The sequence below is a fragment of the Vibrio sp. B181a genome (assembly GCF_030248375.1).
Lineage (GTDB): Bacteria > Pseudomonadota > Gammaproteobacteria > Enterobacterales > Vibrionaceae > Vibrio > Vibrio campbellii.
In genome coordinates, this window is the sequence record NZ_JAHGAD010000081.1 from 43,655 (window position 1) to 57,201 (window position 13,547).

The window sequence follows — 13,547 nt, forward strand, 5'->3', positions numbered from 1 at the left end:
AAATCAATAAGAAATTATCTTCTTAATTATCGATTGTGCTTGCTCGAGGTAATGCCCTCCGAACAGGTTACAGTGGTTGAGAACATGGTAAAGATTATAAATGTCTTTCCGTTCTTCATATCCAGCAGGAAGTGGTGCAACTGATTCATATCCTTGATAAAACTCAGGTTGGAAGCCCCCAAATAACTCAGTCATGGCGAGGTCGCACTCACGGTCTCCCCAGTAACAGGATGGGTCATAACAGATAGGGCCAGCAGGTGTTAGCGCCACATTCCCGTTCCATAGGTCACCATGCAACAGAGAAGGTTGCGGGGCGTGATGAGACAAAAGCTGTTTCACGACGTCAATAAAGTCATCGATATCGACCAAAGAAACGCCTTTTTCTTTCAGCAATTGAAGCTGCCAGCCTATACGTTGTTCAGCAAAGAACACACACCATTTTTTATGCCACTGGTTAGGCTGCAGCGTCGAACCAATATAATTATCGGTATCGAAACCAAATTCTTTCTGTTCTCCCGACAAATGGAGACGCGCTAATTGTTCGCCAAATTTAAAGCTGTTATCGGCATCTTCAAGCGGTTTCGTTGGCAGATAATTGAGAATAATAAAGGAGTGCGTCTTGGTTTTACCGACCAAAACAACCTCTGGGACAAATAGAGTAGAGGTTTCGCGTAATAAGTGCAGGCTTTCCGCCTCGACTTCGAAGTTGGCTAAGAAATCCCGATCGTTGAGTTTGACGAAATAGCGCTGCTCTCCGTCATTGATCATATAGCTTTCACTGATGTCCCCACCCGAGAGTTTTACCTTCTCAGTTACTTGATATTCGAACATCAAGGTATCAGAAAGCTGCTGCGATATTGCTTGCCACATACAAAACCTCGCTTATCTATTTGACCAACAATAGTTTAGGATAAACGGCGGAACATTGACGCGGAGTGAAGCAAACTTCGACAATAATTTTTCCGCCTATAGTGAAAAATGTTTATAAGTGTGAATCACGTCGCCTATAACCCTATGATTTATCGGCTTAACATATGGAGCTATAACAGCACAGCTAGTATTATAATTTTTTTGACTTTAGTTCCATTGGTGGCATGAAAATACTAATTTGTGATGATTCGGCAGTCGCACGAAAGTTGATTACCCGCTCCATCGTACAAGATACATCATTACACCTACTTGAGGCCCAAGACGGCCATGAGGCTTTGAAAATCCTAGCGGAACAAAATATTGACGTTTTGTTCCTCGATTTGACCATGCCTGTCATGGATGGGTTCGAAGTACTAGAGTCGTTACCCGTTAGTCAATATCCAACCAAGATTGTCATTATTTCGGGTGATGTCCAACACGAAGCTAAGCAACGATGTTTAGAGCTTGGTGCAATGGATTTTATCGCCAAGCCTCTGGCTGAAGAAGAGATCATTCCTCTCTACGAAAAGCTGGGGTTACATTATGCCTTCAGTGCCTATACTAATGCAGAACCTTTACCTGTTGCTGAGGTCTCTCCCTTATCGAAGTTCCGCGAAGTCGCGAATATCGCTTTGGGTAAAGGTGCCGCGATCATGGCTGACCACTTACGAGAATTCATTCAGCTTCCAGTTCCTCATGTTGGCCCTTTGTCTTATGGTGAACTCCATATGACGCTGGTTGACGTTATTGGAAGAGATGGCTCCGTGGCGGTTGCGCAGCGCTTTGTAGGCGGTGGCATTCATGGTGAAGCGCTGGTCTGCTTACGTGGTAAAGACATTAACCAAATTGGTGAGCGCCTAGGGTATCTGTTGGAATTCACGCCACATAATGAAATCATTCTAAACGTATCGAACCTGCTGGTTTCATCATTCTTAACTTCTTTGGGAAACCAGCTAGATAAGCAGTTTTCCCTGCGCCAACCTGGCATTATTGAAACCATCACACCTTACTGCGAAGAAAAAGAAGAATCTGGCGAACTCTTTACCATTGAATACACCTATATGGCAGAATCACTCGACTTTGAGTGTGAAGTTCTGTTCCTGATAGATAAATCATCCGTAGACATCATCTATGAAATTATGGAGCTAATCTAATGTCCGAAATTACGCTGGACATAGCAGACTTTCACTGGGTCACTCAAATACTGGATACCATGGACTCTGGGCTTATTGTTCTCGATCAAGACTATAAAGTCTGTGTTTGGAACAGCTTTATGCAGTCGTATAGTGGTATTTTGTCCCAGAATATTCTTGGTGAGTGCTTGTTCGATCACTTTGAAGAGCTGCCCAGAACGTGGCTAGAAACCAAGCTTAAGACATCTGCAGATTTAGAAACGCGTTCATTCTCTAGTTGGGAAAACCGACCATACCTTTTTAAGTTCAACAACTTCTCTCCGGTTTCCAACAGCAGTAACCTGATGTTCCAAGATATTGTGATCACACCTCTGCGCTCGTTGTCAGGTGATGTTAGCCACATTGCCATTCAGATTAATGACGTTTCCGAAACGGCGCGTAACCGTATTCATTTGCGAGAGACTAACCAACACCTGTCGGAAATCAGTCGTAAAGACGGCCTCACGGGGTTGTTTAACCGAGCGTATTGGGAGCAGTCGTTGAAAGAGGAGTTCGCTCAACTTAAAGTCATCGAAGGGGCGAGTTCACTGGTTATTTTCGATATCGACCACTTTAAGAAGGTCAACGATACCTACGGACACCACACGGGAGATGAGGTAATTCGTCGTACATCAAGCCTGTTGCGTAAAACAGCGCGTAGTAGTGATATTTGTGGTCGCTTCGGAGGGGAAGAGTTTACGGTATTGCTGCCGCACACCAATCAAGAACAAGCCAATTACTTTGCTGAACGATTGCGAAAGCGAATTGAGCAAGAAATCGTGAAAGTTGAAGAGTTTTTGATTAACTACACGATAAGTATCGGCGTTTGCGAGTATAAATCGTATTTTGAGAGTCATACACAATGGCTAAAGAGTGCCGATGCAGCGTTATATCGCGCTAAAGAAAGTGGAAGAAATCAAACCTGCAATCATGAGGATGCTTAAGCTAATTGGATAAAAACCATGCAGTTAGTGCATCAATGCTTATTAATATGAAATAAGTTAATGAAATTTTCTCGGCATGTCTTACTATTGAAACTAATTCGCTTTCAGCTTCGAAGGCTTGCACAAAACGGAGAAAAACAGTGGTTGTAGAAACCGATGGATATCTCGCTCTAATCGAGCACTTGTCACTCAACTTAGACATTTTCACGTCTGAAATTGGTGACACAGGATCAGAAAGCATTGAAGATGTCGTAACGGACATGGTTGCGTCGAACATCATGGCGATATTCGAACAAAACCCAGAATTGCATTCAAGTGTGCGCTTTAAGTTACTAAAAGAAGCTGATGCGGTAGTGGAAGATTTGGGTGAAGTGCTTGCGGGTGTATGGACGAAGAAAGCGACCAATGAACAGATCGCTTTCCTAGATGAGTACATTGCGTTGGTGAAAAACTTATTTGATACCGCTGTCGCGACTTACGACTGATTTTAATCTTTCGTCATTTCAATCTAAAGGAGAGTTACATGGTAACTCTTCTTACTTGCCAAAATTTCGACGCCCAGTAAGGGTTATCGATTCTAGAAATGATCACGCCTTTTGATGTAGAAGCGTGCATAAACTGTTTATTCCCTAGATAGATACCTACGTGGTAGGTGCTTCTTCTCGTTTTAAAAAATACCAAGTCACCTTGTTGCGCGTCTGACCAACTCATTTCAACGCCTTGCTTCGATTGTTGGCGTGTCGTTCGAGGTAGCGACATTTGGTATGCTTCAACAAATGCTTTTTGCACGAATGCAGAGCAGTCAATGCCGGACTTTTTCGTTCCACCTAATCGATAAGGTGTACCTTCCCATTCATCATAAAAGTCGAACAAACTTTGATTATCTGAGAGGAGCTGAGTTACAGGGAGGGAGTGCTCTACTTGCGTTTCTGGATCTGGGCCAGATGAACAAGCACTAAGTAGCACACTGATTATCAAAGGAAAATAAATACGACGCACATCACCCATCTGTCATCCCTACGACTTAAAACTGAAATATTAACGTCATAACCAATACCTAGTATGGGCAGCAAATCACGTTATTGTCTCACTTATGTGACGAACAAACGGAAAGTTGATTCAAACCCAAGAAAGAACATAAATTAATTATGACGACGCGCAAACGTTTACGCTTTTCTTTTTCACTGATTCAGACTATCAGTGCAACATTTTTAACTATCATCGCACTTGTTATAGCCCTTTCTACCGCAAGTTTCAAAGGAATGGAGCAGGTTGGGGAACAATTTGAAGAGTTGTCTCAAAAAGCGTTACCCATGGCAATGGCAAATGCGACACTCACTCGCAATGTGTTAGAACAGATCAAGCTACTTAACGATGGGATGCAAATTACTGATCCCACTGAACTACCTCTTACCATTTCACAAATTGAGGCGTTAGCAAAGCAGAGTGATGGGCTAATCGAACAAACATCCACTGTGGCAGAACATCTCTCAAGTATGCTGAGAGAAAACCTTGCAGAGCTTCATCAAGTCACCAATTCCATCTTATCGAAACAGTCTGCGGTGATTCAGATGCAAAGCGATATTAACGCCGCAGTGGGTGGCTTTCGCTATGGCTTGAGCTCTATCGGACCGGAGATGAACCGAATTAGTTCGTTCCTGAGTGAGGATAACCCTGAGTCTAGTGACGCAGCGAACCGCTTTATCGCCTCAGCAAGCTCAATGGAGAGTACTTTCTTGCTTATGATGACCCAGACCGAGTTAGAGAAAGCCGAGCAAGAGTATAGGGAAATGCGCAATCGAATTGCTGGTATCAATCTCGCTTTTGATGATTTCAAAGAGTGGCATCCGGAGGTTAATGAGTTTACCAGCTTGATCGCCCCTTATGACATGGTGCAAGCTGGCTTTAACGATGACGGCGTCTTGCGTTTAATACTGACCAAGCTAGAGCAGAGCGAACAGCAGAAAGCGGAGTTTCAACGTGCCTCGCAGCTCGCAAACGAAACCATGTATTTGCTCGACCAAGTATCTGATTCCGCGTCTGATCTTATTGATGATCGTAAGTCCGTAGTTCACAGTACAATTCAAAACGTGAGTTTGACGTCAGTTATATCCGCTGGTGTTATCTCTCTAGTGGTCTTAGTGACGTGGTTTGGTCTAAGAACGTGGATCAACCGGGGCCTCAAGAATATCCTGGGCCGTTTGTCTGCACTGACAGAGCATGATTTCCGAGATAAAGCGCAAGAGGTTGGACCGTTTGAGTTAAAAGAAGTCGCGCGCAAACTGAACCAAGTTATCGACTCAACGCATGATTCTATTTCTACCGTCACGCGTAACTGCGAAACCTTGTACCAGACCGCGGAGATTAGCCATGAAGCGGCAGAGCAAACAAATCAAAGCCTAACTGTGCAAAATTCGGCGCTGGCGAGTATGGTAACGACGGTTACGCAACTAGAGGCTTCGATTCGAGAGATTGCGATGGTGACCAATGCCTCTTCCGAAGTTTCACACTTAGCGACGAAACATACGGTCAAAGGCGTGGGCGTGGTTGAGAAAAATCGCCAGCGTTTGGAGTCGTTAGAGAATTCACTCAATGTAAATGAACAATCGATGTTAGAACTCGATGAGCGCGTCAAACAGATTCGTGAAATGGTGGACATGATCAGCGGCATTGCTGATAACACTAACTTACTTGCATTAAACGCGGCGATCGAGGCCGCTCGGGCAGGAGACCAAGGTCGAGGATTTGCGGTCGTTGCGGATGAAGTTCGTAAGTTAGCCAGAGATACCTCGCAGCAAACGACCAACATTCGCAAAATTATGAATGAGTTAGTTGCGGCGGCAGAACGTTCTCGTAAAGCGGTGAGTGATTCGCGAGAAGAAATGTCATGTGCGTTGCAATCAAGTCAACAAGTGAAATCAGCATTTACCGATATCAATGAAGCGGTACAACTGATTCAGCACCGTGTCGACCAGATCTCTGTTGCGACAGAAGAGCAAGAGCGAGCAACGGCGGATGTGTCGCAAGCCATTACACATATTTCTGACCAAGGTGAACACACCAAACTCCAATTAGAATCCATGGTCGAAAGCTCAGAACAAGTTTCAGACATCGCGGGACATCAACAAGCAATGCTGCACAAATACGAGCTGCATCAGATGAGTTGATCCAGTATTAGGTGAGACCAAACAAACTTCCAATACGACCAAAGGCAGGGCAATCGCTCTGCCTTTTATTTTTCGACTCCAAGAGTGAGTGACCCAAATCGCAAATTGATTAACGGCACAAGAGAAATGTGTTACCAGCATTTGTTAATGCTTTGTTATCGCTTCAGGGTTGTTAGAATATTCCGCTAAATCAAGGGAGTGAGATAAATGCCAGAGCGAGCAAGTCTGATATTAATAAACGACCATAGGGAGGTTTTATTGATTGAACGAGTGAAGAGCGATAGACACTATTGGGTGTTTCCTGGCGGTAGTGTAGAGGATGGTGAGAGTCTTCCTGAAGCGGTGAAACGCGAAGCTCTAGAAGAGACCTCTATAGAGCTGAAATCGCTCACACCTGTGTTTCAGATTCAAAATCAAGGCCGAATGGAGTATTACTTCTTATCACATATCGGCTCAGCTACCCCAGTGCTAGGTTATGGCCCCGAGCAACAAAGGCGATCGGCTTCCAATCAATATATTCTAAGATGGGTGAGTTTTACTGAACTAGCCATGTTGCCTCTCTTTCCAGTCGAAGCGAAACAAATATGCCTTCAGAGCGAGGAGGTACTCTGTGGTCGATAAAGTGTGTCCTCTGGTGTTACGAAAACAAAACCGCGAGATACTTCTTTTCAAACATCCTCTTGCGGGCGTTCAGTTGGTTAAAGGCACTGTTGAACTCTTCGATTGCGACTTCTTAAGTGCGGCAAAAAGAGAATTGGCAGAAGAGTCGGGCATCGAACTGGTCAATCAAACAACCTACCTAGGGGCTTGGGAGAGTGGGTTTCAAGAGCAACGTTGGCATTTCGTTTTGTGTGAGTGTGAAGCGCTGCCGGAACATTGGGGCTTCCACACTCAAGACGATGGTGGGCATGATTTTGAATTCTTTTGGCATGAAGTTACGAAAGATATTTCCTCCCGTGCGCACCCTGTTTTTCAGCGTGCTTTAGAGCAGGTTCGTGAGTTTATCCGCCTTGGAGCAATGAAGTGAACGTTGAAATTGGTAATCACACGAATGCAGAGTTGCTTCAAGAACTCAAAGAACAACGCATTCAATTCAATCCGTTTGCCTTGCAGCTGTTTGAAGACAAAATGATACAAACCAAACAAAGTGCCCAGACATTATCTGTGTTGGTAATAACGCCTTTGGAATTGGGGGCACCTTTTGGCGCAACGCTGGCTGAGCTTCTTGAGCATGCAGCTCAGAGATATCTAGAGCCTTGTCCGCTCGCCGTCGCACCATACTTGTTACTTCAAGGTATTTTGCTCACAAAAGATGAATACATAACGCTCGCTTCTTTGCCTCTAGCTAAAGAGGAGACCTATCCTAGAGGTTTGTATCTGCGTAAGCGGGATGATGGTTTGTGGCTAAGAGGCTACCGATGTGATGATGATTTTATTTTTCCGCCTTCAATGAAGTTTGTGTTCATTGACTTAAAAGCACCACAAGAGGGATAACCTTGACCTACGTTTACCATCGCGTACCAAGCAACTTGACGGGAGACCGATTAAAACCTCTTAACTGCTTGAAAGCATCACACCCGAACTTGTATCAACAACATGTCCAGAAGTACGAGTATCGACCGCAAGCTCTACAGCGTCGTGTTCATGGATTAGATTGCTATTGGAATGACGTGCTTCACTTTACGCCGATTCATCCGGTTAAGGTATTAGAGGGATTTAGAAAGTGCGGCCTTGAGACGACAATGCTAGGTCGTTGGTTTCGATTCGATGTGAGAGAGCTCGGCTTTGATCAAACCAATACCTTGATTTTCTGGTCGCCCAATCAAGAATTTGGTGATTGGAATGAATCAAAAGAGGATTTTATGCCTTACAGAGAGACCGAGCTTTCACAACTCAGCGAACTTCCGAGCAAAACGCTATGCTTTTATCAGGAGCGAATAGTTAAGGAAAAAGTGCCATTGTTATTCTTTCGTACCCCTCACGTACTGTTTAAAGGCACTGTCGCTCTCAAAAATGGCGTCGAAATTACAATTATTTAGCTGATTTCTATATGCTTTGCGCATTCATTCAGATAAGGAAAGGAAACGATAATGGATAAATTCGTACTGTTTCTCCTATGCCTTTGCCTGACAGTGGGTGGTGTCATCCACATTTACGACAATATTGTCGATGGCTTTTTGCCTTACGATTTTGCCCCAGGCTGGTTAAATATGTATTGGAGTGCGCTTGGCCTCCTTGATTTGCTTGCCGTGTATTTGTTGATCAAGCATCGCCGAACAGGGCTGGTTTTACTGTTATTGATCATGTTGAGCAGCGTCGGCTTCAACTCTTATGCGCACTATGGATTAGGCGTACTAGAGAGCAGTGGACAACTACAGTGGCAAACGTTGTTGTTAGGATTTTCTATTGGAGTATCTATCTGGCTGTGGAATTCGCAAAAGCAGCGCCGATCACGTCAGATATTCCGTTAATTTTTTAGACGTTACGTATTTTTCAACAGGGAAGTGTTATGGATAATTTTAGGGAGCTAGCAAGCTTCGGCATTTTTGCAGCGTTATCAGGCTTTAGTTTTGGCGCCATCTTTTTTGGGATCGCATTTGTATATTCGGCCATCAACAAACAACAAGACGTGAGTGTACTCGCCATTTCGTCGATTATCTTGGGTATTATCGGCTTGTTTGTTGGCGTGACCCAGTCAAATAAAAAACGCGATTTGATTAAAGCTTAAGCTCATTAAAATAGAAAATGCTTAAACGCGTTTCGAGTGAAAACCCTTCGGTAGTATCCCTTACTAAAGATTGCTTTCAAGAATTGAGAGCAATCTACTTCCCAAACAAAACCGCAAAGCCGACTTCGAGCAACGACGAGTGGGTCACTTATGCCTATTTTGTTGATGCCAAAGCTGTTGCTTGCATCAAAGTCAAATCAACAAATAGCGAACTGCAATTATCGGGGTTAGCCGTCGACAGAGCATATCGTAAACAGGGATTCGCTCGTCGATTAATTACGGCTACTTGTGAGTTATATAACTCGGCGAAAACTTTGAGCGTCTGGTGTGTGGAAGAAACGGGGAATGTCGAGGTGTTCAAAGCACTCGGTTTTGAAGTGCTGCAAAGTGAGGAGTCGACGTTATTCTCATTAACTAATGGTAACTCTGCAACAGAAGTTAAGCTGGTTTATTCAACCCGAAACACACATGGATGAGTTGCGGTCGCATGTTCGTGATACATATCATCTAGGTAGGTCAATAACTCGTCCTCATCGAGAAAGGGCGGCACTACAAAGTCTCTTATTGGGCGCTTTATCGAAGTTTCCGAATCGATATAAAGCGCCCAAATCCCACTTTTGCATTCAGCAAGCATGATCTTTCCAAACACATTCACTTTCATTGAACTGCTCATGAGGAAGACTTTTCCTTGTAACGAAATGGCTGGGTAATCAGTTTATCTAATCTTTGCTCGTCTTTGTCGCGAATCTCTGGAACACCAATCACAACATCATCATGACCTAATTCCGGTTGAGCGCGGTAAGTGCCAAACAAACGATCCCATATCGACAAGAAGAAACCAAAGTTTGAATGTGTCTCGCGCACGATGACAGAGTGGTGCACTCGGTGCATGTCCGGCGTCACAACCAATTTGCGTAACTTCGCATCCCAAGGTAGTGGTAGCTTTGCATTGCTATGATTAAACATCGCGCTGGCATTCAATACGATTTCAAACACCACGATGGCGATAGGAGACACGCCCAAAGCGAAAACAGCAGCGATTTTTACAATCATTGAGAGAATGATTTCTATCGGGTGGAATCGTGTCCCGGTTGTGACATCGATATCCAAGTCAGCATGATGCATGCGGTGAAGCTTCCACAGCGGTTTAACGCGGTGGAAAACTAAATGCTGTAGATAAATGATGAGGTCGAGTAACACTACGGCTATCAGCACATGTAACCAAGTCGGGAAGGCAAGAGCATTGAGTAGACCCCATTGGTTTTCATAAGCGATGATGGCTGCTTGGAAAGCGGCAATAGGCATGACAACGGCAATAACGATGCTGTTTAGTGCGACCAGTGTGAGGTTGTTAAACCAGCGAAATGAACGGTTGACACTCAACTGCTTTCTCGGAAGCTTGTTTTCCCACAGAGTACAAAGCAACAAAACACCAATAAAGATGCTGAGTCGTAGCGAAGAAGGGTCGTTAAATGCAGTTTCGGTCACGCTAATTTCCTTGATTGATTCGCTCACTTGTTAGGACCTTAAGACTCCACCGTATCTTTCACCGAGAAGAAAAGAATGTGAATATCAGTTCGTTTACGAGCATTTCTTGAGACTCACTGGCGATGCAAGTAGAATCGCGCTCTACTTCATACATGCACTTATTCTAACTGGCACTTTCTATCCATGAGAATCCACGCTTTCCATCGTTTATACCAGCACCGTCAATCTATCTCAACGAAGCCGTTTAACGCTCGTGGCTGTAAAGTGGTTCGCTGTCCATATTGTCAGGTTTCTGAGCAATATTGTTTGTGCGACATTCAGCCTAACATCGAATCCAATATTGCCTGTATGCTGATCGTATCGGAAAACGAAGTGTTCAAGCCGAGTAATACCGGGCGTCTAATTGCTGATACGATTCAAGAGACCTACGTGTATCAATGGAATCGTACCGAGCCTTCTCAAGAGATGCTCGCACTACTAGAAAACGATGCGTATCAACCTGTGGTTGTCTTCCCAGCAGATTACGTGGATGAGCCTGAGCGTTTATTGGATGGTTTGAATCCAGAGCGTTTGAAGGCATCCGATGGTTCAGACAAAAAATGGTTACTGATCTTCATTGATGGCAGTTGGCGTGAAGCGCGTAAGATCTTCCGCCGTTCCGAGTTCTTGAAGTCTTTGCCTGTGCTTTCTATTGAACCGGAATCATTGTCTGAATACATCATGCGCCGCTCGGACAATGAGCAGCATTTGTCTACTGCAGAAGTCGCGACGTTAGTATTCAAACAGGCAGGTGAAGAGCAAGCTTCGAAGTGTCTGCAATTGTGGTTTGAAGCCTTCCGTGAAACCTACATGCTGACGAAAACTCGCGTAAAAACTGACTGGTCTCGACCGCATCTGAAACGTTTCAAAGAGTGGGCTAAAATCGAGAGCTAACTCTAAGGAATGAACTTTTGTTGATGGCTTGTTGTTCAACTGGCTTCAATGAGGGGATAAATCTGCATTCGGTCACGGTTTGCAGGCGTACAGATATGGATAATGCTCGGAGTTTATCTTTTTTGACTCCAGCATTTTTTGGGAGTCGTTTGAGCTTTTTAGGAGAGAATTGCATGTATTACGGCTTTGATGTCGGTGGCACTAAAATCGAGTTTGGTGCGTTTAACGAAAAACTTGAGCGTGTAGCAACTGAACGTGTACCAACACCAACAGACAACTACGATTTGCTGGTAGAAACCATCGCAGGTCTGGTAAACAAATACGATGCGGAATTTGGTTGTGAAGGTACGATTGGTCTTGGTCTTCCTGGGATGGAAGATGCTGATGATGCAACTGTACTAACGGTTAACGTACCTGCAGCAAAAGGCAAACCACTTCGTGCTGATCTTGAAGCTAAAATCGGTCGCAGCGTAAAAATTGAAAACGATGCAAACTGTTTCGCGCTTTCTGAAGCATGGGATGAAGACCTTCAAGACGAACCATCTGTACTCGGCTTGATCCTTGGTACGGGTTTTGGCGGCGGCTTTATCTACGAAGGTAAAGTATTCTCTGGTCGTAACCACGTAGCGGGTGAGGTAGGTCATACACGTCTTCCTATCGACGCATGGTTCCACCTAGGCGACAACGCACCTCTACTAGGTTGTGGTTGTGAAAAGAAAGGTTGTCTAGATAGCTACCTATCTGGTCGTGGTTTCGAGCTTCTTTACGCGCATTACTACGGCGAAGAGAAAAAAGCGATCGACATCATTAAGTCGCACGCAGAAGGCGAAGCAAAAGCGGTTGAACACGTTGAGCGCTTTATGGAGCTTCTAGCAATCTGCTTCGCTAACCTGTTTACTGCGACTGACCCACACGTTGTTGTACTAGGCGGCGGTCTATCTAACTTCGAACTGATTTACGAAGAGATGCCAAAACGCATTCCTAAGTACCTGCTTTCTGTGGCGAAATGTCCAAAGATCATCAAAGCAAAACACGGTGATTCAGGCGGCGTACGTGGTGCAGCGTTCCTAAACATCAAATAATCGTCTGAGTTTTCGGTAAGCGAAAACACATAGACCTACATTGAAAGCCTCGTTTTCCCTTTAAGGTGAAACGAGGCTTTTTATTTTGTCGCTCCATACTGCGGCTTTGTACAACTGAGGCGTCATCTTTTCCCAGCTTTACGCTTCGTTTACGTCCCTTGAACTCTCGATTGATAAGCTGTCTGTATTGCTTCCACGAACAGTAGGAATGAAGATGTTCAACTCATCAAAATTACGCTACGGCGTTCTTAGCATCGCCTTAGTTGGTCTGGTTTCACCGACGTTTGCCAAGCCTCCCGCACCTAAGCCACCAAAGCATGGCAAGAAGGTTGTTGTGGTAAAGCCTGTCTACCGTCCCGTTTATAAAGCTCCAGTTCATCGCGTTTACCATTACAATAAAATTCCGAGAACCGCGACTTACCTAGTGATTGCGGGGATCACTTATGCCGTCGTTGATAATGTCTATTACAAGCGAAGTGGCGATCAGTATATTTACGTGGAGCAACCTCCGGTATCTGTACAGAGTGAAGTGAATACAGCGAGTACCACTGTCGTAACAAATAAGGGAATGACAGGTAAGATAGTCGATGTGTTGCCGAATGAAGCAACCACGGTGACCGTTAATGGGGCGACTTTCTACGTTCAAGGCAGTGACTGGTATGCGGCAATTGCAGGAACCAATCAGTTTGTGATTGTAGAGCCTCAGCTATAGTGTGTTGCCTTTAGATTGCATGGATAAAAAAACTCGCGACGAATCGCGAGTTTTAGTTTTAAGCTGTGTAGCTTGGCCTATTTTTTCTTTTTACCTACGCCCAAGTTTTCTTTTTGAGCTAGGGTGATTTTGCTAAAGCCAAGTTTTCTGAAATGATTGTCGCGGTAGTTACGCACTGCCTTGGTGTCAGATACTGCTTCGATTTGCTGCTCCATCTTTAGGTACTCAGTGATATCGATACCTTCCGCCTCTGCAACTGCTTCTTGAATGTTGCGGTGTTGCTGGTACGAGAACGTCAGTTCTTTGTCTTGGTCTTTGTAAGTGTAAAGAATGGTGCGAGCCATAGCTGTCTCTCTGAAAATTTTCTGTTATCAATAAAAAGGTCAGACACGCTGACCTTTGAATTCTGAAT

The 13,547-nt window shown here is 44.5% G+C and carries 18 protein-coding genes; 14 read left to right on the plus strand and 4 right to left on the minus strand.

Features of this window, described 5'->3' with window-relative positions; all coding sequences use genetic code 11:
• Window positions 1-3: 3 nt before the first annotated feature.
• The gene (locus KIO97_RS23930; RefSeq protein ID WP_285384143.1) at window positions 4-870 is read right to left on the minus strand and encodes a fructosamine kinase family protein; all 867 of its coding nucleotides are present in this window, start codon (window positions 868-870) and stop codon (window positions 4-6) included.
• 224 nt (window positions 871-1,094) lie between these two features.
• Between KIO97_RS23930 and KIO97_RS23935 the strand changes: the two genes are divergently transcribed.
• From KIO97_RS23935 to KIO97_RS23945, 3 genes are all read left to right on the plus strand, one after another.
• Window positions 1,095-2,063, plus strand: a complete 969-nt coding sequence (locus KIO97_RS23935; RefSeq protein WP_285384144.1) for a response regulator — start codon at window positions 1,095-1,097, stop codon at window positions 2,061-2,063.
• Window positions 2,063-3,025 carry a GGDEF domain-containing protein gene (locus KIO97_RS23940; RefSeq protein ID WP_005427771.1) on the plus strand — a complete coding sequence of 321 codons (963 nt, stop codon included), beginning with the start codon at window positions 2,063-2,065 and terminating at the stop codon, window positions 3,023-3,025. The genes KIO97_RS23935 and KIO97_RS23940 overlap by 1 nt, the downstream gene beginning before the upstream one ends.
• A 140-nt stretch (window positions 3,026-3,165) precedes the next feature.
• Window positions 3,166-3,510, plus strand: a complete 345-nt coding sequence (locus tag KIO97_RS23945; RefSeq protein WP_005427720.1) for a DUF3802 family protein — start codon at window positions 3,166-3,168, stop codon at window positions 3,508-3,510.
• Between the two features lie 34 nt (window positions 3,511-3,544).
• On the opposite strand, the gene KIO97_RS23950 is transcribed toward KIO97_RS23945, so the two are convergent.
• Window positions 3,545-4,033 (minus strand): C40 family peptidase, encoded by a 489-nt coding sequence (locus KIO97_RS23950; RefSeq protein WP_199768269.1) that lies wholly within the window; start codon window positions 4,031-4,033, stop codon window positions 3,545-3,547.
• Window positions 4,034-4,173: 140 nt separating this feature from the next.
• Between KIO97_RS23950 and KIO97_RS23955 the strand changes: the two genes are divergently transcribed.
• The 8 genes from KIO97_RS23955 to KIO97_RS23990 all read left to right on the plus strand — a co-directional run bounded on the left by KIO97_RS23955 (window position 4,174) and on the right by KIO97_RS23990 (window position 9,396).
• Window positions 4,174-6,192 (plus strand): methyl-accepting chemotaxis protein, encoded by a 2,019-nt coding sequence (locus tag KIO97_RS23955; RefSeq protein WP_285384145.1) that lies wholly within the window; start codon window positions 4,174-4,176, stop codon window positions 6,190-6,192.
• Window positions 6,193-6,399: 207 nt separating this feature from the next.
• Complete coding sequence (locus tag KIO97_RS23960; protein WP_122019556.1) at window positions 6,400-6,813, plus strand: NUDIX domain-containing protein; 414 nt, start codon at window positions 6,400-6,402, stop codon at window positions 6,811-6,813.
• The gene (locus tag KIO97_RS23965; RefSeq protein ID WP_285384146.1) at window positions 6,803-7,219 is read left to right on the plus strand and encodes an NUDIX domain-containing protein; all 417 of its coding nucleotides are present in this window, start codon (window positions 6,803-6,805) and stop codon (window positions 7,217-7,219) included. Before KIO97_RS23960 ends, KIO97_RS23965 begins: the two co-directional genes overlap by 11 nt.
• Entirely contained in the window at window positions 7,216-7,686 is a 471-nt protein-coding gene (locus KIO97_RS23970) for a hypothetical protein (protein ID WP_285384147.1), read from the plus strand. The genes KIO97_RS23965 and KIO97_RS23970 overlap by 4 nt, the downstream gene beginning before the upstream one ends.
• A 2-nt stretch (window positions 7,687-7,688) precedes the next feature.
• Entirely contained in the window at window positions 7,689-8,231 is a 543-nt protein-coding gene (locus KIO97_RS23975; RefSeq protein WP_285384148.1) for a hypothetical protein, read from the plus strand.
• A gap of 51 nt (window positions 8,232-8,282) precedes the next feature.
• The gene (locus tag KIO97_RS23980; RefSeq protein ID WP_005427791.1) at window positions 8,283-8,663 is read left to right on the plus strand and encodes a hypothetical protein; all 381 of its coding nucleotides are present in this window, start codon (window positions 8,283-8,285) and stop codon (window positions 8,661-8,663) included.
• A gap of 38 nt (window positions 8,664-8,701) precedes the next feature.
• Complete coding sequence (locus KIO97_RS23985) at window positions 8,702-8,920, plus strand: hypothetical protein (protein WP_285384149.1); 219 nt, start codon at window positions 8,702-8,704, stop codon at window positions 8,918-8,920.
• Between the two features lie 17 nt (window positions 8,921-8,937).
• The gene (locus KIO97_RS23990; protein WP_005528409.1) at window positions 8,938-9,396 is read left to right on the plus strand and encodes a GNAT family N-acetyltransferase; all 459 of its coding nucleotides are present in this window, start codon (window positions 8,938-8,940) and stop codon (window positions 9,394-9,396) included.
• A 193-nt stretch (window positions 9,397-9,589) separates the two neighbouring features.
• Here the strand turns inward: KIO97_RS23990 and KIO97_RS23995 are convergent, their stop codons facing one another.
• On the minus strand, window positions 9,590-10,408 hold the full coding sequence (locus KIO97_RS23995) for a sterol desaturase family protein (protein WP_285384150.1): 819 nt from the start codon (window positions 10,406-10,408) through the stop codon (window positions 9,590-9,592).
• Between the two features lie 183 nt (window positions 10,409-10,591).
• On the opposite strand from KIO97_RS23995, the gene KIO97_RS24000 reads away from it, so the two are divergent.
• The 3 genes from KIO97_RS24000 (at window position 10,592) to KIO97_RS24010 (ending at window position 13,135) form a co-directional block, all read left to right on the plus strand.
• Window positions 10,592-11,341 carry a tRNA-uridine aminocarboxypropyltransferase gene (locus tag KIO97_RS24000; protein ID WP_285384151.1) on the plus strand — a complete coding sequence of 250 codons (750 nt, stop codon included), beginning with the start codon at window positions 10,592-10,594 and terminating at the stop codon, window positions 11,339-11,341.
• 173 nt (window positions 11,342-11,514) lie between these two features.
• Window positions 11,515-12,423, plus strand: a complete 909-nt coding sequence (gene nagK, locus KIO97_RS24005; protein ID WP_009706081.1) for an N-acetylglucosamine kinase — start codon at window positions 11,515-11,517, stop codon at window positions 12,421-12,423.
• A gap of 214 nt (window positions 12,424-12,637) precedes the next feature.
• On the plus strand, window positions 12,638-13,135 hold the full coding sequence (locus KIO97_RS24010) for a hypothetical protein (protein WP_285384152.1): 498 nt from the start codon (window positions 12,638-12,640) through the stop codon (window positions 13,133-13,135).
• A gap of 77 nt (window positions 13,136-13,212) precedes the next feature.
• Here KIO97_RS24010 and KIO97_RS24015 read toward each other — a convergent pair whose 3' ends face one another.
• Entirely contained in the window at window positions 13,213-13,479 is a 267-nt protein-coding gene (locus KIO97_RS24015; protein WP_005441547.1) for a DUF2960 domain-containing protein, read from the minus strand.
• Window positions 13,480-13,547: the final 68 nt, after the last annotated feature.